Below are 21478 nucleotides of genomic sequence, written 5' to 3'. Positions count from 1 at the left end.
ATGGCTGGACTAGGCTGAAAATCCGCAATGACTACGTAGGGTGTAGGGGGAAGCATGAAGAAAATCGTGGCCGTAGCTTGTTTGTTGGTGGCCGGATCTGCATCCGCCGTAGGGGTGGGCCTGCGGGCGGGCACAACAGGTGTGGGGGGCGATGTCGGCATGAATCTGATCCCGATGCTGGATGGCCGGCTTGGCTGGAGCGGGCTGAATTACAACCGTACCATCAATGACACAGATGTCGAGTACGACGGCAAATTGCGCATGCGTAATTTCAGTGCACTGGTGGATTTCAGTGTGGCGGGGCCTTTCCGGCTGACGGGCGGGTTGGTCTATGCCGACAACAAATTGAAAGTCACGGGCAAGCCGAGAAATGGCACCTATACCTTCAATGGCCGAACCTATACCGCTGCTGAGATCGGCTCGGCCAGTGGTGAGGTGAAAGGTAAAAACACCATCGCGCCGTATCTGGGTGTTGGCTATGGCAGTGTGGCGGGTGCCGGGGTGAATTTCTATGCCGATCTGGGCGTGATGTTGGCCGGTGGTAGCAAAACCAGCCTGACCGTAGACTGTGGTACGGCCATCATCGGCACGCCACAGTGCACGCAGCTGCAGGCGGACGCTGAAGAAGAGCGTCGTAAGTTGGATGACAAGGTGAGCGGCTTCAAGGTATGGCCGGTCATCAACATCGGCGTGACCATCGGCTTCTGATCCCGGCTGGCATCCGTTACCACGCCATGCCTACCAAGTCTGGGTCAATTGCCCTGCCGTTGTTTCAATACCCGCGACTGAGAATCCAGGCCCGTGCCAAGCACGGGCCTGATCACTGCTGGCGGGGGCGGGGCTCGGGCAGTTGGGCGTTATTGGCATCCATGCCATAGGGGGCGTAGTCATAGCGCTCGACAGGAAGGGTGTCCACCCAGGCGGCCACGCCGAGTTGATCTTGTGTCAACGCAACAGGGATGGATTGTGGCTTGCTGGCGATGGCCTGCACCCGCCCCCAGTCAAAATCGTTCCTGGGCAGCGCCTGGACCGGGGTTTGGGCCAGCTGCTGCCCCAGCCTGAGCAACGCGCGGCTGAACAATGATAGGGAATTGGGGTATTCGGCAACCGGCTGATATGTGGCCATGACCCATCTGCCGCGATCATTGCCGACCAATACAGGTTCATCGATCACCTTCACCGGCGTGTTTTGACCCAGCAGGGGGAAGATCTCGGCGGCATCTTCCGGATATAGATGCAGGCAACCGTGGCTGGTGCGCAGCCCGATTCCCCAAGGTCGATTGGTGGCGTGGATGAAAATCCCGGCAAAGCCAGTCTTCATGGCCAACATGCCCATCGGGTTATCTGGCCCTGGGGGGAAATACTCTGGCAACTCCACCCCCTCGTCACGTAGATGTTCTTCCTTGATGCTTTTGGGTACGAACCAGCTGGGATCTTTGTATTTTGCGACGATCCGTGTCTCGCCCAGTGGCGTGGACCAACCTTCCCGCGCGATACTGATCGGGTAGGTGAGTACCTTGGCCGCTTGGCCTTTTTTGGCGGGTGGAAAATAATACAGACGCCGTTGTGGGATGTTGATCACGATCCCTTGCCAGGGCTTGGGCGGCAGAATGAATTGGGTGGGAATCACAACCTGTGTGAATTCACCGGGCGTCCAGACGGATACCCCGGGGTTGGCCGTGGTGATTTCCTCGTAGCCGATGTCAAAATGGCGCATTACATCCAGCAGGGTATTGCCCTTGCTGGGTACCACTACCCGTACTTGTCCGACAACGGAGCTGCCATCGGTGGGCAGATCGAACGTTGCTGCCAGGGTCGGCTGGCTCAACCACCCCAAGGCACAGATCACGGTTGTCAGGAAAGATCGCTGCATGTTGACGAATACACTCAAATGGCTGTTGTTATGGACTGCACCGGCCATGGCGGCACCGGATGATTGGGTGCGGATCGACACCGGTCAGCAAGTGCTGACGGTGTTGTCGGCACAAGGCGAGATCCGTGCCCAGTTTGCTGATATCTCGATTGGTCGCGGGGGCGTGACCAAAGTGCATTATCGAGGTGACCATACCACGCCACTGGGCGAATTCCATATCGTGGCGATCAGGCGCCCCCACCGATATGACGCTTTCTATGCCCTGGATTACCCACAGCCCGCCCACGCGGCATTGGCCCTTGCTGATGGCAAAATCCAGCCCGCCACGCAGGCGCGTATTGCACGAACCAAGCCATTCAGCTTGCCGCCTACCGATACGCCGTTGGGCGGGGGGATCGGTATCCATGGTATTGGCCGAGGCTCGTTGGCTGTGCATCAGGCCTTCAACTGGACCAACGGCTGCGTGGCCTTGACCAATGCGCAGCTCCACGAATTGGGGCATTACATTGGCGTGGGGACGCGGGTGGTGATCCAGGAGTAGCAGCCGGTCACTTCATCATGGTCTTTTTAAACATGCGATCGATTTTTTCATTTGCCTCTGCCACCCCGCTATTGGCCGCCTTGGCGTCGTTCAGGGCTTGATCCGCCTTCCGGTTGGCTTCCAGCGCCAGTTTGCGCGCATCATCGGCAGTCTGGCTCACACTGTCTGCCTTGCGGGCGGCGGTGTCGATTCGTAGCGCGGCTTGGTCGGCAATCCGTTTGGCATCCATGGCGGCGGTTTCCGCGTTGACAGCTGTGCGCAGTGCTTGGTCGGCGGTCGATTGGGCTCGTTGCACAGAGGCTTTCAGCGCTTCGATGTCGCTGCTGCTTGAACAACCTGCCAGTGCGAGGGCCGCGAGCAATGTGCAGGCTGACAGAATGAGACGATGGGTCATGATGTTCTCCTGAATGATCAAAAGCGATGGATGGCGAAGGCTTGGTTGACCGGTTTCATGCTGCACAGCCTGTGTCGCGGCCACAAACCACCAAGCATGGATCGCCATGCTGTGTGCTTTGTTCCTCTGCCCAAGCCTAGGGCCATGTGAATATGGGCACAAAACCAAGTCAACAACACTTGATTACCGCAAATGATGTGGCCCGGCATTGACACCGGTCAGAGCTTGTTCACTTGCTGCGAAGACCGTTGGGAGTCGTTCAGGTCAGCGCCACCAAGGCTCGCTCATCTTCAACACCCCACGCTGCAAATCATGCCAGGCCTGTGGATGATAGGCTTGTAGGTGGCGATGGTCCCGATCCCAATCGAAATGTTGGGAAATATGGTGGATGAAGCCGATCGGCAACGGCTCGAATTCAGACAGACCCACCATCAGCTCGCCTTCGAACAAGGACTTCACATCTACGTTCAGCAAAATGTCGTCGTCGATGACCTCGTCAAATGCCCGGATCGCAATGTCTTCACCCTCGTCCTCGATCAGGCGGAAGAGTTCATCGACTTTGGCCAGTGCGCTTGCTTCCTGCATGCGTACCTTCAGGTAATCGACAGTGCTCGGGTCCTTCTCGGCCAGCCAGTTACCAGGCTCGACCCAGCCATAGTGGTTGAGCAGCATCTTGACGAAGTCGTCCTGCACATCACGATCATCACAGGCCAGATAGAGCATGCCATCCTCAAACATGGTCTGGTGTAATGCCTGTTCGACCAGATAGGGATCCGTGGTCATCTGGCGGAAGCGCTGGATGGCCTCGTCCACTTTGTTGGCTTTGTTCAGATCCGACAGCTCGTAAATCCATGGACGGAGCTTTTCGACGATCGGCTTTTCGTGTTCGGGGACGTCTTCCAGTGGCTCATGGATCTTGCCGCAGTGTGGGCAAGGCTGGCCGCGCTCTACCTGATGCATCTCGGACTCGATAGGTGCCTGAGCCGCCGCCTCGACCTCGAATGCGGTACGCTGCGCCTCGAATTGCACCTGCTCAAAGGCATCTCTCAGTCGTTGGAAACCCTGAGGGTCATCTTCTGGCCGGGTGGTCTTCAATAACTGTGCATAGGCGCGTTTGATTTCGCGCAGATCCTGGGTTGGCTCAATGCCGAGTGTGTGCCAAGGGTTCATCGTGTCGGGTTCATAGAAAGGCGTGCCATGATATTCCGTGGCCCATTGCAGCCTGCATTGCCAGCTGGCATCGTTGTCGCATGTGCAGTTTGCCACGGAGGCGGCGTGTTGCGAGTTGGACAATCCATACTTGCCCAGGTTCGTGGGGGTTATATCATGGTTTACCCAGAAAAATGGCGATGTTGATCAAATTTCAGCCAAATTTGCTGCTGACTGCACGCAGCATGCCAAAACTGACCCAGACCACCCACCACCAGTTTCTGCTCCACCATGTGGATGTCGGCTGATCTTCATTCACCCGGTCGGTTCGGATGCGCCAATACAGGGTGCCAAAGCACAGCACCCAACTGATCGGCGCCAAAACGGCCAGTCGGAATGGCAGATCCACCGCCGCCAACACAATCGTCAATCCCAGCGTCGCGGGAATGGTAAACAAACAAGCCTGAATGCCTTGCCTGAGGAATCGGAAGCCCCGCTCAAATGCAACAGGGTCTTTTTTGAGGAGGCGCTGGCTGAGCCGTTCATCCCATGGCTTGATATATCGTCGCCAGAACCAGGGTAGACATGCACTCGCGGTCAGACCAGCCACAAAGAGCGCCAGCAGCAATAGCAGGAACAAGCCCAGTCGGGGGGTCTGGCTGTTCAGGGCCACCACCATGGCAAGTAAGGTGGCCATGATACCGATGGTGATGATGGGTTTGATCGGCTCTTCACCCAGGTGGGGTTGATCTTGCCGGTAGAAATCAACCGTTCTGCTATCGAATTCATCCAACAATACAGGATGTGTTCGCTGCCAGTTTTCGATCAGGTAGGCACCAGCCATCTGATTTTTCATATCGAGTGCTTGGAACTGTAATTTCAGTCGATTGTAAGGTCGCAGTAGCATGGTGGCCGCCAAGCTGAGCGGCTTGACCCATTCGGGTTTCAACCCGGCTTCTTGTCGCCGGGCGATGGCATGCAAGCGGCGGCGTTCCTGGGCCATGTCCAGGCGCCAAGCCAATTTCTGCCACGATTCCAGATCCGCATCGCGTAAATGCAAGTTGCGGTGATGCCATTCGAGATGTTCGGCAACCAGCAGTGCAACATCGTCTGAGGGGTGGGCGTCCGAGGCAAGCCATTGCATCAGATACACCTCGAACAGCACACGGGCATCAATCGACTCAAGCGCTTCGTTGCCCAGCGCACGTTGAAAAGCCAGCTGTATTGCCTGATCCCCCTGCTGGGCGGACTCGACGATGGTTTTCACGGCAGCCTGTGCAACGCCTGCTGTCTGCGCATATCGCATCCCTGCCAGCAATGGCGCCAAGGTGCTGGCGTGGCGGTGGCCAGGCTTCAGCCAGTCAAAGAGATCAGCGACGTGTTCCATGAATCCAAGAGACAAGGATTTGGCTGTCACACAGAGATTGACCAGTAAGTCCTCCAACTCGGCACGCCCTGGCTCCCCGACATCGGTCAACGCGATGTGCAAAACGGTAATGCCTCGTTTAGGGTCGTCATCAATGGCGCCGGCAAGCTCGCGTTGCCATGTTTGAGAGGGCTCGCACCTGCTCTCTTCGTCTGTTTGCACCACAGGCTCGGTGTCTGATTCGGGCTCATTGTGGTGTGGTGTGGTGGCCTCTGCGATATCCTTCGCTGTCACGGTGGTAGCGCCAACAGCCTGGGCATGTTGCATGCCAGCCAGCAGGGAGGATAAAGCCTCAGCATGTCGGTGTGTCGGGTTTGACCAGTCAAACACGTCCACAGCATGGGCCAGGAATGCCAGAGACAGTGCTGGGGCGTTGTTGCAGAGCATGACCAGCATGTCCTCCAGCTCGGCCTGCCCGGGTTCGCCGACATCATTCAACGCGGTTTGCAAGACCGCAATACCCCTTCTCGTTTCGTCACAGATCGCGTTGGTCAGCTCCCGTTGCCAGGGCAGGTTGCGCACCGGCGCGGCGGTGTCTGTCTCTGGTATGGGTGCGTCAGTCGGTTGTTCACATTCCGGCGGGCTGGGGGCGGGGTTGGCCTGATGCATGGCCCAGTGCTGCGCCCAGTCGTAGGCATCACGCAGCAGCTGGAAGCCTTGCGGGTCGTCGTCAGGGCGTGTGACCTTCAGGCGTTTTGCATAAGCACGTTTGATTTCACGTAGATCGGGGGTAGGGTCAATCCCTAAAATTTGCCAAGCAGTCATATCTGTCTACAGCGCGCCAACCACCTTCGCACCGGACTGGCACATGACCTGTCGATTTCCTGCAGTGGCAAACGTCGTTAAAAATTACAGCTGGTGATGCCTTCTATTATTACGCTTCACCCGCAAAATGTCATGAAAGATATTGTTTAACATATGTTTATGTAAATAGCTACCACTGCTGGTCTACAGCAGTGCCAAGTGTATCGCTGGCTTGGGGAAAGCGGTAGTGGATCAATGCGGCTGCGATCCGACGATTGGGCGTGGTCAGATCAGTTGATTGGTGATTCTCTGTAGGATTCGCTACAAAGAAATCTCCAGCATCAGCCGCTTGAGGACATCATGAGCGAAAAACGGGTATACGCCCGCAAGACGATTCGTGGCACCGGTAGCATTGCAGACGCACGAGGCGAGTCATGGGAGCCTGTGACCATTTTTGATTTATCACAAGGTGGTGTCGGGTTTCATACCAAATCAAGTTTGACAGTTGGACAAGCCAGAATGCTCAGGTTCTCGATTCCAATTGAGCCACCACTGGAAGTCAGCACCACCATTCGGATCGTGTACTGCACCCCACACCCGCATTTGGGGGGATATCGTGTGGGTGGGGAATTCAAAAAACTGGATCAGGAAAAACTCGACGCCATCATCATGCTGGTCAACCACCATTGAAGGCCGTTGCAGGTGATCTTGCTGCGTGGCCACATCAGCTCCGCTCCTGCCTGGCTCAAAATGTGGCTACCATATTGCATTGGCGGCGAGCGCCGTCTTTTCCTGTAGATGGAGCCCCAGATGCGTTTTGCCCTTTTGCCAGTCGCTTTGCTTCTCGGTTGGTCAGCCCAGGACAGCCATGCAGCTGACCGGTTGACCGATCTACCTTTTGCTACACGATCTGAAGTCTTTGCTCCCCAAGCGATGGCAGCCACCAGCCAGCCACTGGCGACTCAGGTTGCGCTGGATATCCTGCGGCGGGGTGGCAATGCCATCGATGCCGCGATTGCAGCCAATGCAGTGCTGGGCCTGGTCGAGCCGACCGGCTGCGGAGTAGGTGGCGATCTGTTTGCCATGGTATGGGATGCAAAAAGTGGCAAGTTGCACGGGTTGAATGCCAGTGGCCGTTCGCCGCAGGGGCTGAGTTTGCCCCAGCTAAAGCAGGAGCTGGCCCGCCAGCAGCTGAAGGAGATTCCTGCCCTGGGCCCATTGCCGGTTTCCGTGCCAGGAGCGGTGGATGGTTGGTTCGAGCTGCATCGACGTTTTGGCCGCTTGGGTATGGGTGAGATCCTGGCGCCCGCCATCCAGTACGCCAGGCAAGGGTTTCCGGTGAGCGATGTGATTGCATATTACTGGCAGCGCAATGTCCAGGCATTGATGCAATACCCCGGCATCCGCGAGCAATTCACCAAAGCAGGTCAAGCGCCACAAAAAGGGGAGCTTTGGACCAACCCCAACCTGGCCCAAACTTATGAGCAATTGGTAACGGGTGGGCGAGATGCGTTCTACCGCGGCCAGATCGCCAAGACCATAGCCGCTTACATGAAGCGCAACGGGGGTTATCTGAGCGAGGCTGATTTGGCCCAGCACCGCAGTGAATGGGTCGCACCAGTCTCTACTCGTTATCGTGGATACGATGTGTGGGAGCTGCCGCCGAATACCCAAGGTATTGCTGCGTTACAGATCTTGAATATTCTCGAAGGTTTTGATCTGAAGCAGGCAGGTTTCGCCAGTGCTGATCATGTCCATTGGTTTGTCGAAGCCACCAAACTCGCCTTTGCCGACCGGGCCCAATACTATGCCGATCCTGACTTTGCAAAAACACCGGTTTCCCAATTGATCGGTAAAGATTATGCCGCCACACGCCGCAAATTGATCCAACCCAATCACGCTTTGGCGGCTGTTCCGCCTAGCAATCTGGCATTGAATGAAGGGGACACCGTCTATCTGACCACTGCTGATGCAGAAGGCAACATGGTGTCGTTGATTCAGAGCAACTACCGAGGCATGGGCTCAGGCATGGCCCCGGAGGGCTTGGGGTTCATTCTGCAGGATCGCGGCCAGATGTTCAGCCTGACGCCTGGCCACGCCAATGTGTACGCGCCGGGTAAACGCCCCTTCCATACCATCATCCCGGCTTTCATCACCCATCAGGGCAAGCCTTGGGCCAGCTTCGGTGTGATGGGGGGCGCCATGCAGCCACAAGGCCATGCCCAGATCGTCATCAATCTGATCGACTTCGGGATGAATCTGCAAGAGGCAGGCGATGCTCCGCGTATCTACTGGGAATCGGCCATGGAGCCGACCGGTGGTGAGATGACGGATGGCGGGACGGTCTATCTTGAGAGCGGCTTCCCGCAAACGACATTACGTACCCTGCAGGAGCGCCACCACAAACTGGGTAGCAACCATGGCGCATTTGGGGGCTATCAGGCCATCCGACGATTGGACAGTGGTGTATGGGTCGGGGCGTCAGAATCACGGAAGGATGGTCAAGCCGCAGGGTTCTGATCCACTGGATGTGGTGTCCGGATTGATCTGGACACCACATCAGACTCAATGACCGCTGCCTGCCTCATCTGGCTCGTCTTCCTCCGCCGTATCCCCTTTTGTCGGCTCAACATACCGTGCCATCATCTGCTCGCGGCTGCTGGGGGTCTCCAGGCTGAGGCGCCCAAGCACGCCACCACGAAAATCAGTCAGCAGGATCAGCGACGCCTTTTCAAGATCGAGATCACCACCTTTCTTCCGGCAACCCCTGCGCAGTGCAATCGCCTCGACGACCGCAACACCGTCCATCCCGTCCAGATTCAAGTTGTAACGTTTGGCAAGGGCCTCCGGGTAGCAGGCCAGCAGCATGTCCGCCAGGGCAGCGGCCACCTCTTCCTCCAATACCGCATTGGTACCAACCGCATGGCAGGCTGCCAGCATGAATCCATCCAATGGATAGCGGATCTTCGGCCACAGTAAGCCGGGTGTGTCATACACCGTCAGGCGCGGGCTGATGTCGATGCGCTGCTCGCTTTTGGTGACGGCGGGTTGGTCACCGACCTGAGCGACTTTGCGCTTGACCAGCGCATTCATCATCGTTGATTTGCCCACATTGGGAATGCCCATGATCATCATGCGCAGCGGTTTGACATTGTCGTCACGATGAGGGGCCAGTTTTTGTGCCAACGCCGGTATCTTGGCGACATCACTTGGTTTGGCACAAGAGAGGGCAACAGCCGTGACATTTTTCTCCTGCTGGAAATGGGCGAGCCACTGGGCCGTCGCGACAGGGTCGGCAATATCGCTTTTATTAAGAATTTTCAAACACGGGCGCTGTCGCTCACGGCGCAACTCGTGAATCATCGGGTTACTGCTTGCAGCGGGGATTCTGGCATCAACCACCTCGATGATGACATCGACCTTCGCCAGGGTCTTGGCCGCTTGCTTGCGAGCAGAGGCCATGTGACCAGGAAACCATTGAATGCTCATAATGTTTCATGAATACAGGATCAAGCCTTGATTATCGCATCTTCCGCCCACAACAACCGAGCTTACCCATGAAAACTGCCCATTTCCCAAAAACCATGATGGCCGTTGCCATGGCAAAACGGCGATGGCAGGGCACCATCGCCGTGGTAGCGCAGATCAATTGGGTGCGAAGGTTTATTTTTTGATCGCCTCTTTGGCTTGTTCCACGGTCTGATTGACTGAATCCCTGACCTCATTCACCGTGTCCTTGGTCTTATCCATAGCCGATTTCGCGGTATCACGGGCTTGTTCGGATGCTTCAGTCACAGCCTCTTTGGCTTGTTCACCCACTTCTTTCAAAGTCGCCTCACCTTCTTTCGCCACATCCTGTGCAGACTCTTTGGCGGCCTCGCCCAGCGATTGAGCTGCTTTCCCTGCGTGCCCCGCTGCATCCTTGGCTGCATCCCATGCCTCATTGGCCGACTCTTTGGCCGCTCCGACATGTTCATCTGATTTGTTACATCCCATCAATGGCAGTGTGCACAACAACAGGGCCAGCAGTTGCTTGATCATTTTGGGGCTCCTTTCCGTCGCTTGGTTGACAGTGAGACAAATCGACTTGCTGGGGGTTCCATTAGTATCTACGCTGCAAGCTGAATGTTATTTGAATGCAGCGTAATGAAAATGGAAATTCAGCCAATGAACAAAATAAAACTCCTTTTTCTGGCAATTACCACCATGTTTTTGTTTGGTTGCGGCAGGAGTGGGCCATCCTCACCTTCATTGAAAAGGGAGCAACTGATGCAGGTGGTTTTTCCCGGTTGGGCGGCAAGTGGTGACAAGCAGAAGCAATGGGTTGAATGGAAGGAAACGCATAGTGACCAGCCCAAATCAGAAAAGCCTACATTCAAGAAATATGAATTTTTCGTTTTGCCAGAATTCGTGATCAGATTGAAAGAGGATAGCGCCATATTGATCACCCACTCAGAAAGCCCTGAGACAATGAAAGCAAGAGAGGAAGGTGGGTTTTTGACGCCAGAAGAGATCGCCATTGGCGCATATTGGTTCAAGAAAGTTGGGGAGAATTGGTATCTTGATAAGCGACTTGATGAGGCTATTTCTATAAGAGGTGACTTAGTAGATGTCATTAGAATATCAAAGCAGGGGTATGCGCTGGTGGTAGGTTCTTTCTATAAGGCAATGGGGTACGATATTGAATATATAAACTTTTTAGAGGTATACGATGGCGGGTTAAGATTCATGATGGATGATCCAATTTACTCGCACGCGGATAATTTATATAAATCAAGTGACTGTGACAAATTATTCAGCTTGCAGCCCGGTCAATCGATACTTGAGAAAGCCAGTCCTAAGAGCCATGATGTCTGTTTTGAAGACGAAGGGAAATGGAAGATCGCGGCGGAAGGTGATCAACCTGGTGATCTGATCGTCAAAGTCAATGGTAAACATGAGGTATCGGTTGATCTGGGCGCAGAAACGGTTGATGACGAAGTGGATAAGGGTAATGATGTCGATCACACTTTCAGGCGTAGCTGGAAGCCGGTGTCTGGTAAAATTGTCTATCAATACCAAGGTGGAAAGTATATTTTCCACTCCTCCACAAACCCAGAAATCTCCCTTTCCCATTAACGCCATACTATGACGCGATATATCGATTTCACTTTTTTGTTTGCCGAGCCCGACGAGGCGGAAGCCTTTGCCGATGACTGCGCTGAGCTGGAGTATCAGGTTGATATCAGCGAGTACGACGGTGATGATGATCGATATGGCTGGATTGCGATTGTGACGCTGAAAATGGAGCCGCATTCTGCTCCAATGACCGCAGCCGAGATAGCCATGCGTGGTTTCGCCACGCGCCATGGTGGGCGCTATGCCGGGTGGGCATGAGTCTTCAGTTGGATGGTCTGCTCACGGACGCGGCGGAAGAGCGATGACTTGAACTGACCCGGGGCACGCCCCATATGATGCAGATGCGCTGGTGCCATGTGGTCGCCAGGCATTTGAGTCAGGAGCCCTGATGCGGTCGCCCTTGTTTTTGCTGATTGCGGTCAGCTTGATTACCCTGCTGCACCTGTTCGTAGGTTGGCAGCTGATTCCCATGCTGATGTTGAGCGAAGTCGGCCAATGGCTGGCCTGGGCCATGGTGGCCGCTGGCAGCGTATTGATGCCTCTGGGCCTGCTTGCACCTGCCATTCGGTATCAATCCTGGTCCGACCGGGTGGCCTGGATCGGGTTGACATCAATGGGGTTGTTCTCATCCCTGCTGGTGCTGACTTTGCTGCGTCTTGTCGCGCTAGGGGCAGCGGGCTGGCTGGCATGGCCGGTGAGTCAGCCTGTTCTGAGTTACAGCGCTTGGCTGGTGGTCGGGCTGAGTGTGGCGATGAGTGTCATTGGCTGGGTCAATGCCCGGCGCCGCGCAGCGGTAATCGATGTCGACATACCCTTGCCCAACCTCCCGCTCGCCCTGCATGGTTTCACCATCGCGCAGATCACGGACATCCACGTTGGCCCGACCATCAAGCATGGATACCTCAGTCGGATCGTCAGCGCGGTGAATCATCTGGAGGCAGATCTGATTGCCATCACGGGTGATCTGGTAGATGGTCGTGTGCCGCAATTGGCAAAGCACACCCAGCCGCTCGCCTGGTTACGTGCCAAACATGGGGTGTATTTTGTAACCGGCAATCACGAATATTATTCAGGTGCCCACGCCTGGATTGACGAGCTGAAGCGGCTTGGCCTCACCGTGCTGATGAATGAGCACGTGGTGATCGACCACCAAGGCGCGGCATTGGTGGTCGCCGGGGTGACTGATTACACCGCACATCATTTTGACCCTAGCCATCGTAGTGACCCGCATCAGGCGGTGGCTGGTGCGCCCATCGGGGCCATCAAGCTGCTGTTGGCCCATCAGCCTCGTACCGCTGCCGTTGCGGCAGCGGCAGGATTTGATCTGCAACTATCAGGCCACACCCATGGTGGGCAGTTTTTCCCCTGGAATTGGTTTGTCCCTTTGCAGCAACCTTTCACAGCTGGTCTGCATCGGATCGGCCAACTGCTGATCTACATCAGTCGGGGGACAGGCTACTGGGGGCCTCCCAAGCGATTCGGTGCTCCATCAGAGATCACCCGCTTGCGGCTGGTGCCGATGGCTGGTACAAGCAAGGCATGAGAAAAAAGACCTTACTCAGCTGGAGCAGTGGCAAGGACAGCGCCTGGGCCTTACACGTATTACGGCAGCAGCCTGAATATGATGTCGTGGGCTTGTTCACGACAGTGAACGCTGTCTTTGATCGGGTCGCCATGCATGCGACCCGTTCCCAGTTGTTGCAACTGCAGGCAGCAGCAGCTGGCCTGCCCTTACATATCATTCCTATTCCCTTCCCCTGTTCAAACGAAGCCTATGCACAGGCCATGCAAGCTTTTATTGATCGAGCCAAGGCCATGGACGTGACATGTATGGCATTTGGGGATCTGTTTCTGGAAGATGTCCGGCGCTATCGCGAGGCACAGCTGCAACCGACCGGCATTGAGCCGGTCTTCCCACTGTGGGGGCAACCAACCGACCAGCTCGCCGCGACCATGTTGCAAGCGGATATTGAAACCTATGTGTGTTGCGTCGATCCGCGCCAAGCACCTGTCCAGCTGGCCGGTCAGCGATGGGACGCCCCATTGCTGGCCAGCTTGCCCGCTGGAGTTGATCCATGTGGCGAGCGAGGCGAATTCCACACCGTGGTAGTGAATGGCCCGTTCTTCAGCCACCGCATTCCCATCAGGGTAGGCGAAGTGGTCGAGCGAGATGGTTTTGTGTTTGCGGATATCATCCCCATGCAGGAGGGTATATGTCGCTGACTATTTGGGTGGATGCCGATGCCTGCCCAGCGGCGGTGAAAGAGATGCTTTACCGCGCGGCAGAGCGTGTGCAATGCCAGTTGGTGCTGGTGGCCAATCAGTTTCTGCGTGTTCCGGCCTCTCCCTACATCCGCTCACAACAAGTGCCAAAAGGGTTCGACGTGGCCGATCATCACATTGCAGACAGCGTGACAGCGGGCGACCTGGTCATCACCGCTGACATTCCCCTGGCGGCGCTCGTAGTGGAGAAAGACGCTTTCGCATTGAATCCAAGAGGTGAGTTGTACACGCATGAGAACATCCGCCAAGCACTCGATATGCGTAACTTCATGGATACCCTACGTGCCAGCGGCGTCGAAACCGGCGGGCCAGCCGCATACAGCCAGACAGATCGCCAGGCATTTGCCAAGCAATTGGATCGGTTTCTGATGCGGGGCATACACAATCGTAGATGAATTAGTGAAAAAAACACTTTCTAAAAATCCAGTTTTGTCGCACAATGCCAACCGCAGGATTTTCAAGCAGAATTTGTAAGCCGTTGTAGTGGTTGAAACCGTACCTCAGTTCGCCGTTCCCCTTGATTCTCATGCATAACTGGGCGAAGCCCGTCATTTTTTCACCATTGCTCAAAAGGGATATACTCATGGCAACAGGTACCGTTAAGTGGTTCAACGACTCCAAAGGTTTTGGCTTTATCAAACCCGATGATGGTGGCGACGATTTGTTCGCACACTTCTCTCAAATTCAGTCCAACGGCTTCAAGAGCCTGGCTGAAAACCAGCGCGTGAGCTTCGAAATCACCACTGGCCCCAAAGGCAAGCAAGCCTCGAACATTCAGCCGCTGTAATCGCTCGCTGATTGGTCAAAAAAGCCCGGTGTGAACCGGGCTTTTTGCATTGTCTGGCATGCTGTAGTTGATCAAAGATTTGGCAGACTGCTTGAGTCACTTTTTGTTGGTTTATTCAGGGTATCTCCACCGATGAAACAGATTTCTTCCTCACAGCTTCATGAGCTGGCGGCACAAGCCCAGCGTTCGCCACGGCGTCGAGCCAATCTAAACCTCCACCCGGTGCTGGATGATCCCATCCAGCGGTTGGCGATTGCCATGGAGCCCGATACCTATGTTCGGCCTCACCGGCACCCGCATACCTGGGAGTTGTTATACCCATTGAAGGGGCGATTCGTTGTATTGCATTTTGACGAGCAGGGGGTAGTGACCGACCGTTGCGTGTTGGGTGAAGAGGCCGCCGTTGTCGAAACCCCGGCGGGGCAATGGCACGCAGTTCTGTCTCTAGATGAAGGTGGCGTGATTTTCGAGGTGAAACATGGCCCATACCAGCCGTTGCTGGAGGTGGATCAGGCCAGCTGGTCGCCTGCTGCTGATGCATCTGACGTAGAGACCATGCTGGCTTGGTATGAGCAGGCCCTGGTGGGCGATTCATTTGCAAAACGAGGGTGATGCAATGGCATTGAAAGCAACTATTTTCAAGGCCCAGCTGCAGATTGCTGACATGGATCGTCACCATTACCAAGACCATCACGTTACCTTGGCGCGACATCCGTCAGAGAATGATGAGCGTATGATGGTCAGGTTGCTGGCCTATGCCTTGTATGCCGACGAACGTCTGGATTTCGGCAAAGGGCTTTGTGACGATGAAACGCCCGACATCTGTTTGATGAATCTGACCGGTGAGATGGCACTGTGGATCGAGTTGGGTCAACCAGATGAAAAGCGCTTGCGCAAAGCATGTAGTCGGGCGGCCCGTGTTGTGGTGGTGACGTATAGCGGTAACAGTGCAGATATCTGGTGGGATCAGATCAAGGGTAAGGTAGGTCGCCTGGAAAATCTGACGGTCTATAAGCTGCCCAATGGTACGGCAGCAGACCTGGCCAAGCTGGCACAGCGCTCAATGCAGCTACAGTGTACGATCCAGGAAGCACAGGTCTGGCTGACAGATGGTGCGGAGACAGTTCAGGTGGACATGGCCACAGCCAAAGTCATGTGAGCATGCGCCAAGTCGGCATCGCAGCATACTGACTTGGCTGTTGAAATGGCGGGTCAAGCGTCTTTTTTCAGGCACTCGCTCATGAATTTCTTCCGCTCATCCCCTTTTTTGCCCTCGGCTTCTTTATTGCAGGAGGCCATTTTCTCCTGCTGTGTTTTTTTCTTGTTTTTCAGGCATTCACTCATGAACTGTTTGCGTTCATCCCCTTTTTTACCTTCAGCATCCTTATTGCATTGAGCCATCTTGTTTTGCTGTTTATTGGGGGCATCCGCTGCGTGGGCTACGGACAGAGTCAGCATCAGGGTGGCGAACAGGGCAGTGATCAGCTTCATGGTTTTCTCCTGGATATGAGTCTTGACGCGCCTTGGCGTCGCATGCAGTCTGTCGTGCAGCATAGCAGAGTTTGTCATTGGCATGTCAGACATGCCTTTCATGCAGATGTCAGGTGACAAGGGGTCTGGAACTCCGGAAAATGTCGGGCATCCAACATCTTATCCATCACTTGCCGGAGCCCCGAATGTCCAACCGCCTCCTCCGCACTTCCATTGCAATGGTCATGTTGGTCGCTTTGTCCGCTTGTTCGCCATTTGGCGGCGGTGACAAGGCACCTCAACTGGAAATGACTTCTGTCAAAGGGCAGGCGGTGTCGATGCCGCCCAAGGGCAAGGTGACCTTGGTGAACTTCTGGGCAACCAGCTGTGGCACTTGTGTCAAAGAAATGCCGCAATTGGTGGCGACATACAATAAATATCGCGAAAAAGGCTACGAAACCGTGGCTGTTGCCATGAGTTATGATCCGCCGAACTATGTTCTGAACTATGCTGAAAAGAATCAGCTTCCGTTTCCCGTGACATTGGATGTACAGGGCAAGGCTGCGGAAGCCTATGGCGGGGTGATGGTGACCCCGACAACTTACCTGATCGACAGGCGCGGCAATATCGTTCAACGGTTCATTGGTGAGCCGGATATGGCGGAGCTGCACAAATTGATCGAGGCCAAGCTGGCGGAACAAGCATGATCGCCAACTGTTGATGGAGTGATCTTGGGGCGGTTGCGGGGCCGCGTCGGAACAGGTTCGGTTGAGGAAAGGATGATCGGCATGATTACCTGGAAAAAGCACTTCCTGTATCAGATTGACTATCAGCATTGGGCAAATGATCAATTGTTTGCTGCGATGGATCAGCTGGATGAGCGCGCACTGAATCAATTAGGCAATTTGTATTACGACACTGCGTTGGGAATGGCCAATCATATGTTGGTGACGCTGCTCAATTGGTGGGCCCGAATGCAAGGTATCGTTGCCCCCCATGCCCAGACGACGCAATTGCATGCTGACTGGCGTGCGATGAAACAGGCGCTCAGACAAGAAACCCGTGCTTTTCAGCATTGGTTGGAAAAGCAGCCGGAGCAATTTTTCGAAGACAGCATTACCTATCACAACACCGCCAATCATCAACAGACCAGCTGGGTGCCTGATGTGTTGACGCACGTCATGACCAACCTGGCACATCATCGCGGGCAGCTGGCGGCCATGGCAACCCGCCAGGGGGCTCCGCTGCCAGAGATGGAATTCATTGCCTATCGGCGTGAAATGGCGGATCACCTGATGCGTCTGAAAGAGCAGCAGGTTTGAAATACCTTGATTCCAGTCGAGTAGGGTATGATCGTCTGCCTCGCAGAATCAGATCCAAATCATGCTTGATCAACCGATAGTCTTTGTTGACCTGGAAACGACTGGTGGATCAACCACCGCAGACCGCATCACGGAAATAGGCATTGTCGAGGTGGGGGTAGATGGTGTCTCGGAATGGAGCACCCTGGTCAACCCGCACATGGCCATCCCACCCTTCATCGAGAAATTGACTGGCATCAGCAACGACATGGTGAAAACTGCGCCGAGCTTTGCAGAGGTGGCAGGTGATTTGGCACAGCGGCTGGCCGGTAAGTTGTTTGTGGCCCATAACGCCCGGTTTGACTATGGGTTTCTCAAAAATGAGTTCAAACGCCTGAATGTCACCTTCCGCGCCGACGTGCTTTGTACGGTCAAGCTGTCTCGGCGCTTGTATCCACGTGAGTACAAACACAATCTCGATAGCATCATTGCCCGCCATGATCTGCCAATCGAAGCGCGTCACCGTGCATTGGCCGATGCACGTGCGCTATGGCTGTTTTTGCGCAAGGTTGAACAAGAGCAGCCTGCTGAGCTGAAGGCCGCCATTCTGGAGTTGATCAAACAGCCTGCACTGCCACCATTTCTGGATCGCGACGTGGTGGAGGATCTGCCCGAGTCCTGTGGTGTCTACCTGATGTATGGTGAGAACAATCTACCCATCTATGTCGGCAAAAGCACCAACATCCGCAAACGGGTACTACAGCACTTCGGCGCTGACACACAACACGGCAAGGAAATGCAGATTGCCCAGCAAGTGCGGCGCATCGATTGGATCGAAACCGCAGGTGAATTGGGGGCCTTGCTCACCGAGTCGCGACTGATCAAAGAGCTGCAGCCGACGTTGAATCATCGGCTACGTCGAAACAATGAGATGTGCGCCTGGCAATTGCAGGAAATGGAAGATGGTTTTTTGCGACCCAAGCTGGTCTATGCGCAGGATCTGGATTTCGGCTGGCAGGAAAACCTCTATGGGCTTTACCACTCGCAGCGCGAGGCTCACAACACGCTACGTAAGATCGCTGAAGTCAACCAGCTCTGTCTGATCCGCCTGGGGCTGGAAACCGCCAACCGGAAAGCATTGAAGCCCTGTTTCGCCTATCAGTTGCGGCGTTGTCGCGGTGCGTGCATCGGTCGCGAAGAAGCCGGTATGCACAATATCCGCCTGTTGACGGCGTTGAGCAAAGTGCGGGTCCAAGTCTGGCCATATGGAACAATCATCGCGCTCCGCGAGAGAGATGCCCTGGGGGCTCGTCAGGATCTGCATATCGTTGACCACTGGTGCCATCTGGGTACGGTCAGTGATGAAGCAGCCTTACAGGCGTTATTGGCCAGCCCCCCGAAACCACGCTTTGATATTGACACCTATAAGCTGCTGACCAAATACCTGAAGCATGCCAAGGCCGAAGACATTGTGATGCTGAATTGTCCAGTGGTATCAGTGGCCGACTGAGCAGATTCGTCATGACTATTTTTTCAAACGGTCGCTTGATTGAATGGCAGGGGCAAGGCATGATGCCCAGACTCATTCTTTGGAGCCTGATATGTCAACGATGAAGCTGGATAAACAGGACAGCACCTATGTGCTGACCCTGACCAATGGTGTGCGTGCCAATACGCTGACAGACGACGTGTTGGATGAATTCCATGCCGCACTGGATCAGATCGAAGCCGATCAAGGCAATGCGGCCTTGGTGCTGGCCAGTGATGATCCCAAGTTCTTCAGCAATGGTATCGATCTCGACTATATCCAGTCCAAGGGGATGGACTATTTGTTCACCCGCTTTGTGCCGCGCCTCGATCAGCTGTTGCTGCGGGTGGCCTTGCTCAACCTGCCGACCATCGCCTGCCTGACTGGCCATGCCTATGCGGGGGGGGCGCTGCTGGCTGCCGCATTCGATTTCCGCACCATGCGGGCCGATCGTGGTTTCCTATGTTTTCCAGAGGTGGACCTGAAATTGGGCCTGAGCCCGGTGATGACGGAAATCATCAAGTTGTTGCCGAATGAGCAGGCCCGTTTGGAGCTGGTGTTGACCGGGCGCCCCATGGGTGGGGAGGAAGCGGCCAAGCGGGGCATTGTGGATGTGGCTTTCTCTGTAGATGACTTGGTGCCGCAGACGCTGGAAATGGCAGCCAAATTGGCAAAGAAAGACCGCCGTACCTATGCCCAGATCAAGCACGGCTTCCGCGCACAGCTGCAAGGGCTGGTGGATTCCAGTAGGCGTTGATACTCAGATTGGTTTGAATTGAACCAGCCACACCTCTGGTGTGGCTGGATCTGATGTGACGTGTTGGTGGCATGGTCACGAAAAGAATGTAACGATGCAATACCACGCAAAATGACTGGTTTAGCCGGTCAGTTGGCAGGTTTCAGGTAGGTTTCCATGAAACGTAGGGTATGCCCCATGACGGCGACCCGATTCTCACGTTTTTGTACCCCATGGCCTTCGTCACTGAGCAGGATCAGCTCGGCGGGCACATTTCGCTTTTTCGCAGCTTCATACATCTGCACGGCCTCGCCAACAGGTACGCGCGGGTCGCTGACGCCTTGGACGATCATCAACGGTGCCTTCAATTTCTCAACATGGTTGATGGGGGACAATTGCACCAATGCGTCCTTGTCAGTATCTGGGTTGCCATATTCTGCAATCCGCAGCTGGCGGCGGTAGGAGGCTGTGTTCTGCAGGAAGGTCATCAGATTGGAAATACCAACCGAGGAGACGCCCGCATCATAGGCCCCTGCGAACAGCGTCATACCAATTAGGGTGGCATAGCCGCCATAGCTGCCGCCCATGATACCGATCTTGGGTGCTTTGCCGTCTTTGCCCCAGTTGGCGCGGATATAACGGGCAGCGTCTTCGATATCCGTGATCACATTCAGGCGTTTCGGGCCATCGTCCATGGCCAGCCAGCTTTTGCCATAGCCATCTGAGCCACGGACATTGGGTGCGGCGAAGATGAAACCTGCATCAACGAACAACTGTGCGTAGGTGGAAAAGCCCGCAGTTGTCTGCCCTTCCGGCCCACCATGGAAATACACCACCACAGGGCAAGGGCCAGGTTTGCATTGTGCCGGGCGTCTGACAAACATCGGGATTGGCGTACCGTCACGTGCAGGGTAGCTTTCCAGTGATGCATTCGCAAAGTGGCGGGTCTCGACTTCTGGCGTCATCGGTTGTTGCCACTGGGTCAGTTTGCCGGTCTTCCACTCGTAGACATAACTGACTTTGGGCATTGTGGCTTTTTCGACCGTCAATACCGAATAGCGACCATCAACGGAGTGACTGCCTGCGGTGACGTGATCCACGTCTTTGAAGACCGGCAATTTGAGGGGGGTGAATGTGCTGGCGTCCAACGCGGTCAGACGGGTGTAGCCGCCTTCGTTGGTGGTGTAGGTCAGGTGCTGGCGGGCCTTGTCGAGTGAGAAGTGGCTGATGTCCCACTTGATCTCAGGCGATAACGGCGTGAATTGCCCTGCCTTCCAACGATACAGGCGACGGAAATCACCGAATTTCGAGGTCAAAACGATCAACTCCCCTGCCTTGCCACCATAGCGGGCTGCGAATTCGGCTTTTTCACCTTGTCCGAATAGTGGCAGCAGTTGTTTGGTCTGGGGCTGATACTCGAAATATTCGGTGATGACGTTGGACAGCGATTTCTCCAGCAACATACGCCCATCTGATTGATGGTCGGCAATCAGCCACAGCCCGGGTTCATTCAGGATCTGTTCCTTCTCGCCACTGGCGATTGAATAGCGGTAGATCGCATAGCTATCCGTGCGTTGGTCATTGGAACGGTAATAGATGAAGCGGCCATCTTTCGAGGCAAATTGGAATTGTGTCTGCACCCCTGGCTTATGTTGGATTTCCATCAATGGCCCACCGTCGGCGGGTTGCAGGTAGAGCCCTGGGTTTTCTTCTCCCTTGCGGTCGCGCGAAATGATCAGGAACCGGTCATCCGCCGTGATACCCACCAACTGGGTGGCATCTTCGCCGCCTGTCATCTGTACAGGGAAGTGTTGCGGGCCATCCAACCGCCAGACTTGCGATACCCCTGTCACCCGCCACGAAAAATACAGCCGCTTGCCATCACTGGTGAGCATACCCGCACCGGGGCTGGAAATATCCAGCATGTTCTGGATGCGGCGGCTCAAATTGGCATCGAGTGGCTTGGGCCGGAATTGCTCAATGGTTTCCTTGGCAACGCTGTCTGCCCCTAAGCCGGTGTATCCATCTGCGAGTAGTGGGTTGGCAAGCAAGCTTGTCAAAAGCGGCCAGATGGTTCGTACTGCAAACTTCATAGTGGAGCGGTCCTTCGAGTGGGTACCTGCCGCGT

The 21478-nt window shown here is 55.1% G+C and carries 23 protein-coding genes and 1 pseudogene; 16 read left to right on the top strand and 8 right to left on the bottom strand.

The window, feature by feature from the left end; translation table 11 throughout:
• The first annotated feature begins 54 nt into the window (after positions 1–54).
• Positions 55–708, top strand: coding sequence for a hypothetical protein (locus HNQ59_RS02365; protein ID WP_184034691.1), 654 nt, complete (start codon positions 55–57; stop codon positions 706–708).
• A gap of 112 nt (positions 709–820) precedes the next feature.
• Here the strand turns inward: HNQ59_RS02365 and HNQ59_RS02360 are convergent, their stop codons facing one another.
• Positions 821–1873 carry a L,D-transpeptidase family protein gene (locus HNQ59_RS02360; RefSeq protein WP_184034689.1) on the bottom strand — a complete coding sequence of 351 codons (1053 nt, stop codon included), beginning with the start codon at positions 1871–1873 and terminating at the stop codon, positions 821–823.
• Between HNQ59_RS02360 and HNQ59_RS02355 the strand changes: the two genes are divergently transcribed.
• Positions 1872–2414 (top strand): L,D-transpeptidase family protein, encoded by a 543-nt coding sequence (locus HNQ59_RS02355; protein ID WP_184034687.1) that lies wholly within the window; start codon positions 1872–1874, stop codon positions 2412–2414. The two genes, HNQ59_RS02360 and HNQ59_RS02355, sit on opposite strands and share 2 nt — an antisense overlap.
• A gap of 7 nt (positions 2415–2421) precedes the next feature.
• Here HNQ59_RS02355 and HNQ59_RS02350 read toward each other — a convergent pair whose 3' ends face one another.
• The 3 genes and pseudogenes from HNQ59_RS02350 to HNQ59_RS02340 all read right to left on the bottom strand — a co-directional run bounded on the left by HNQ59_RS02350 (position 2422) and on the right by HNQ59_RS02340 (position 6148).
• Complete coding sequence (locus HNQ59_RS02350) at positions 2422–2808, bottom strand: alanine-zipper protein (RefSeq protein ID WP_184034685.1); 387 nt, start codon at positions 2806–2808, stop codon at positions 2422–2424.
• Between the two features lie 1029 nt (positions 2809–3837).
• Positions 3838–3978, bottom strand: a pseudogene (locus HNQ59_RS02345) (J domain-containing protein); the annotation flags it as partial.
• A gap of 193 nt (positions 3979–4171) precedes the next feature.
• A complete protein-coding gene (locus HNQ59_RS02340; protein ID WP_184034683.1) occupies positions 4172–6148 on the bottom strand; it encodes a J domain-containing protein in 1977 nt (658 codons plus the stop codon).
• Positions 6149–6487: 339 nt separating this feature from the next.
• Here HNQ59_RS02340 and HNQ59_RS02335 point away from each other — a divergent pair, with 339 nt between their 5' ends.
• Entirely contained in the window at positions 6488–6817 is a 330-nt protein-coding gene (locus tag HNQ59_RS02335) for a PilZ domain-containing protein (protein ID WP_184034681.1), read from the top strand.
• 108 nt (positions 6818–6925) lie between these two features.
• Positions 6926–8647 carry a gamma-glutamyltransferase gene (gene ggt / locus HNQ59_RS02330; protein WP_425491316.1) on the top strand — a complete coding sequence of 574 codons (1722 nt, stop codon included), beginning with the start codon at positions 6926–6928 and terminating at the stop codon, positions 8645–8647.
• Between the two features lie 45 nt (positions 8648–8692).
• Here the strand turns inward: ggt and ylqF are convergent, their stop codons facing one another.
• Together ylqF and HNQ59_RS02320 are read right to left on the bottom strand one after the other, a co-directional pair.
• A complete protein-coding gene (gene ylqF / locus HNQ59_RS02325) occupies positions 8693–9616 on the bottom strand; it encodes a ribosome biogenesis GTPase YlqF (protein WP_184034677.1) in 924 nt (307 codons plus the stop codon).
• Positions 9617–9790: 174 nt separating this feature from the next.
• Positions 9791–10168 carry a hypothetical protein gene (locus tag HNQ59_RS02320; RefSeq protein ID WP_184034675.1) on the bottom strand — a complete coding sequence of 126 codons (378 nt, stop codon included), beginning with the start codon at positions 10166–10168 and terminating at the stop codon, positions 9791–9793.
• A 105-nt stretch (positions 10169–10273) separates the two neighbouring features.
• On the opposite strand from HNQ59_RS02320, the gene HNQ59_RS02315 reads away from it, so the two are divergent.
• From HNQ59_RS02315 to HNQ59_RS02280, 8 genes are all read left to right on the top strand, one after another.
• The gene (locus HNQ59_RS02315; RefSeq protein ID WP_184034672.1) at positions 10274–11245 is read left to right on the top strand and encodes a hypothetical protein; all 972 of its coding nucleotides are present in this window, start codon (positions 10274–10276) and stop codon (positions 11243–11245) included.
• A 9-nt stretch (positions 11246–11254) separates the two neighbouring features.
• Positions 11255–11503 (top strand): ribonuclease E inhibitor RraB, encoded by a 249-nt coding sequence (locus tag HNQ59_RS02310; RefSeq protein ID WP_184034669.1) that lies wholly within the window; start codon positions 11255–11257, stop codon positions 11501–11503.
• A 130-nt stretch (positions 11504–11633) separates the two neighbouring features.
• Positions 11634–12788, top strand: a complete 1155-nt coding sequence (locus tag HNQ59_RS02305; RefSeq protein WP_184034666.1) for a metallophosphoesterase — start codon at positions 11634–11636, stop codon at positions 12786–12788.
• The gene (locus HNQ59_RS02300) at positions 12785–13468 is read left to right on the top strand and encodes a Dph6-related ATP pyrophosphatase (protein WP_184034664.1); all 684 of its coding nucleotides are present in this window, start codon (positions 12785–12787) and stop codon (positions 13466–13468) included. The genes HNQ59_RS02305 and HNQ59_RS02300 overlap by 4 nt, the downstream gene beginning before the upstream one ends.
• Positions 13459–13923, top strand: coding sequence for a YaiI/YqxD family protein (locus tag HNQ59_RS02295; RefSeq protein ID WP_184034661.1), 465 nt, complete (start codon positions 13459–13461; stop codon positions 13921–13923). The genes HNQ59_RS02300 and HNQ59_RS02295 overlap by 10 nt, the downstream gene beginning before the upstream one ends.
• 188 nt (positions 13924–14111) lie before the next feature.
• Positions 14112–14315, top strand: coding sequence for a cold-shock protein (locus HNQ59_RS02290; protein ID WP_184034658.1), 204 nt, complete (start codon positions 14112–14114; stop codon positions 14313–14315).
• Between the two features lie 132 nt (positions 14316–14447).
• The gene (locus tag HNQ59_RS02285) at positions 14448–14927 is read left to right on the top strand and encodes a WbuC family cupin fold metalloprotein (RefSeq protein WP_184034656.1); all 480 of its coding nucleotides are present in this window, start codon (positions 14448–14450) and stop codon (positions 14925–14927) included.
• 4 nt (positions 14928–14931) lie between these two features.
• Positions 14932–15474, top strand: coding sequence for a YaeQ family protein (locus tag HNQ59_RS02280; protein ID WP_184034653.1), 543 nt, complete (start codon positions 14932–14934; stop codon positions 15472–15474).
• A 53-nt stretch (positions 15475–15527) separates the two neighbouring features.
• Here the strand turns inward: HNQ59_RS02280 and HNQ59_RS02275 are convergent, their stop codons facing one another.
• Entirely contained in the window at positions 15528–15908 is a 381-nt protein-coding gene (locus HNQ59_RS02275) for a PsiF family protein (protein WP_425491315.1), read from the bottom strand.
• Positions 15909–15991: 83 nt separating this feature from the next.
• Here HNQ59_RS02275 and HNQ59_RS02270 point away from each other — a divergent pair, with 83 nt between their 5' ends.
• From HNQ59_RS02270 to HNQ59_RS02255, 4 genes are all read left to right on the top strand, one after another.
• Positions 15992–16492 (top strand): peroxiredoxin family protein, encoded by a 501-nt coding sequence (locus HNQ59_RS02270; protein ID WP_184034650.1) that lies wholly within the window; start codon positions 15992–15994, stop codon positions 16490–16492.
• Positions 16493–16573: 81 nt separating this feature from the next.
• Positions 16574–17107: a DinB family protein gene (locus HNQ59_RS02265; protein ID WP_184034646.1), complete on the top strand. Its 534-nt coding sequence runs from the start codon at positions 16574–16576 to the stop codon at positions 17105–17107.
• 61 nt (positions 17108–17168) lie between these two features.
• A complete protein-coding gene (locus HNQ59_RS02260; protein ID WP_184034643.1) occupies positions 17169–18596 on the top strand; it encodes an exonuclease domain-containing protein in 1428 nt (475 codons plus the stop codon).
• Positions 18597–18687: 91 nt separating this feature from the next.
• Complete coding sequence (locus HNQ59_RS02255) at positions 18688–19371, top strand: enoyl-CoA hydratase/isomerase family protein (protein WP_184034640.1); 684 nt, start codon at positions 18688–18690, stop codon at positions 19369–19371.
• A 128-nt stretch (positions 19372–19499) separates the two neighbouring features.
• On the opposite strand, the gene HNQ59_RS02250 is transcribed toward HNQ59_RS02255, so the two are convergent.
• On the bottom strand, positions 19500–21443 hold the full coding sequence (locus tag HNQ59_RS02250; RefSeq protein ID WP_184034637.1) for a S9 family peptidase: 1944 nt from the start codon (positions 21441–21443) through the stop codon (positions 19500–19502).
• Positions 21444–21478: the final 35 nt, after the last annotated feature.

This window comes from Chitinivorax tropicus (assembly GCF_014202905.1).
In the GTDB taxonomy this organism is placed as follows: domain Bacteria; phylum Pseudomonadota; class Gammaproteobacteria; order Burkholderiales; family SCOH01; genus Chitinivorax; species Chitinivorax tropicus.
The sequence above is the reverse complement of the archived record's forward strand: the minus strand, read 5'-3'. Positions and strand labels throughout refer to the sequence as shown.

Bases quoted from the DNA above. Each gene is read 5' to 3' on its own strand.
- ylqF (WP_184034677.1), bottom strand. From the start codon at position 9,616: ATGAGCATTCAATGGTTTCCTGGTCACATGGCCTCTGCTCGCAAGCAA.
- HNQ59_RS02290 (WP_184034658.1), top strand. From the start codon at position 14,112: ATGGCAACAGGTACCGTTAAGTGGTTCAACGACTCCAAAGGTTTTGGC.
- HNQ59_RS02295 (WP_184034661.1), top strand. From the start codon at position 13,459: ATGTCGCTGACTATTTGGGTGGATGCCGATGCCTGCCCAGCGGCGGTG.
- HNQ59_RS02250 (WP_184034637.1), bottom strand. From the start codon at position 21,443: ATGAAGTTTGCAGTACGAACCATCTGGCCGCTTTTGACAAGCTTGCTT.
- HNQ59_RS02360 (WP_184034689.1), bottom strand. From the start codon at position 1,873: ATGCAGCGATCTTTCCTGACAACCGTGATCTGTGCCTTGGGGTGGTTG.
- HNQ59_RS02255 (WP_184034640.1), top strand. From the start codon at position 18,688: ATGTCAACGATGAAGCTGGATAAACAGGACAGCACCTATGTGCTGACC.
- HNQ59_RS02305 (WP_184034666.1), top strand. From the start codon at position 11,634: ATGCGGTCGCCCTTGTTTTTGCTGATTGCGGTCAGCTTGATTACCCTG.
- HNQ59_RS02365 (WP_184034691.1), top strand. From the start codon at position 55: ATGAAGAAAATCGTGGCCGTAGCTTGTTTGTTGGTGGCCGGATCTGCA.
- HNQ59_RS02275 (WP_425491315.1), bottom strand. From the start codon at position 15,908: ATGAAAGGCATGTCTGACATGCCAATGACAAACTCTGCTATGCTGCAC.
- HNQ59_RS02285 (WP_184034656.1), top strand. From the start codon at position 14,448: ATGAAACAGATTTCTTCCTCACAGCTTCATGAGCTGGCGGCACAAGCC.
- HNQ59_RS02310 (WP_184034669.1), top strand. From the start codon at position 11,255: ATGACGCGATATATCGATTTCACTTTTTTGTTTGCCGAGCCCGACGAG.
- HNQ59_RS02265 (WP_184034646.1), top strand. From the start codon at position 16,574: ATGATTACCTGGAAAAAGCACTTCCTGTATCAGATTGACTATCAGCAT.
- HNQ59_RS02300 (WP_184034664.1), top strand. From the start codon at position 12,785: ATGAGAAAAAAGACCTTACTCAGCTGGAGCAGTGGCAAGGACAGCGCC.
- HNQ59_RS02270 (WP_184034650.1), top strand. From the start codon at position 15,992: ATGTCCAACCGCCTCCTCCGCACTTCCATTGCAATGGTCATGTTGGTC.
- HNQ59_RS02260 (WP_184034643.1), top strand. From the start codon at position 17,169: ATGCTTGATCAACCGATAGTCTTTGTTGACCTGGAAACGACTGGTGGA.
- HNQ59_RS02335 (WP_184034681.1), top strand. From the start codon at position 6,488: ATGAGCGAAAAACGGGTATACGCCCGCAAGACGATTCGTGGCACCGGT.
- HNQ59_RS02355 (WP_184034687.1), top strand. From the start codon at position 1,872: ATGTTGACGAATACACTCAAATGGCTGTTGTTATGGACTGCACCGGCC.
- HNQ59_RS02280 (WP_184034653.1), top strand. From the start codon at position 14,932: ATGGCATTGAAAGCAACTATTTTCAAGGCCCAGCTGCAGATTGCTGAC.
- HNQ59_RS02320 (WP_184034675.1), bottom strand. From the start codon at position 10,168: ATGATCAAGCAACTGCTGGCCCTGTTGTTGTGCACACTGCCATTGATG.
- HNQ59_RS02340 (WP_184034683.1), bottom strand. From the start codon at position 6,148: ATGACTGCTTGGCAAATTTTAGGGATTGACCCTACCCCCGATCTACGT.
- HNQ59_RS02350 (WP_184034685.1), bottom strand. From the start codon at position 2,808: ATGACCCATCGTCTCATTCTGTCAGCCTGCACATTGCTCGCGGCCCTC.
- ggt (WP_425491316.1), top strand. From the start codon at position 6,926: ATGGAGCCCCAGATGCGTTTTGCCCTTTTGCCAGTCGCTTTGCTTCTC.
- HNQ59_RS02315 (WP_184034672.1), top strand. From the start codon at position 10,274: ATGAAAATGGAAATTCAGCCAATGAACAAAATAAAACTCCTTTTTCTG.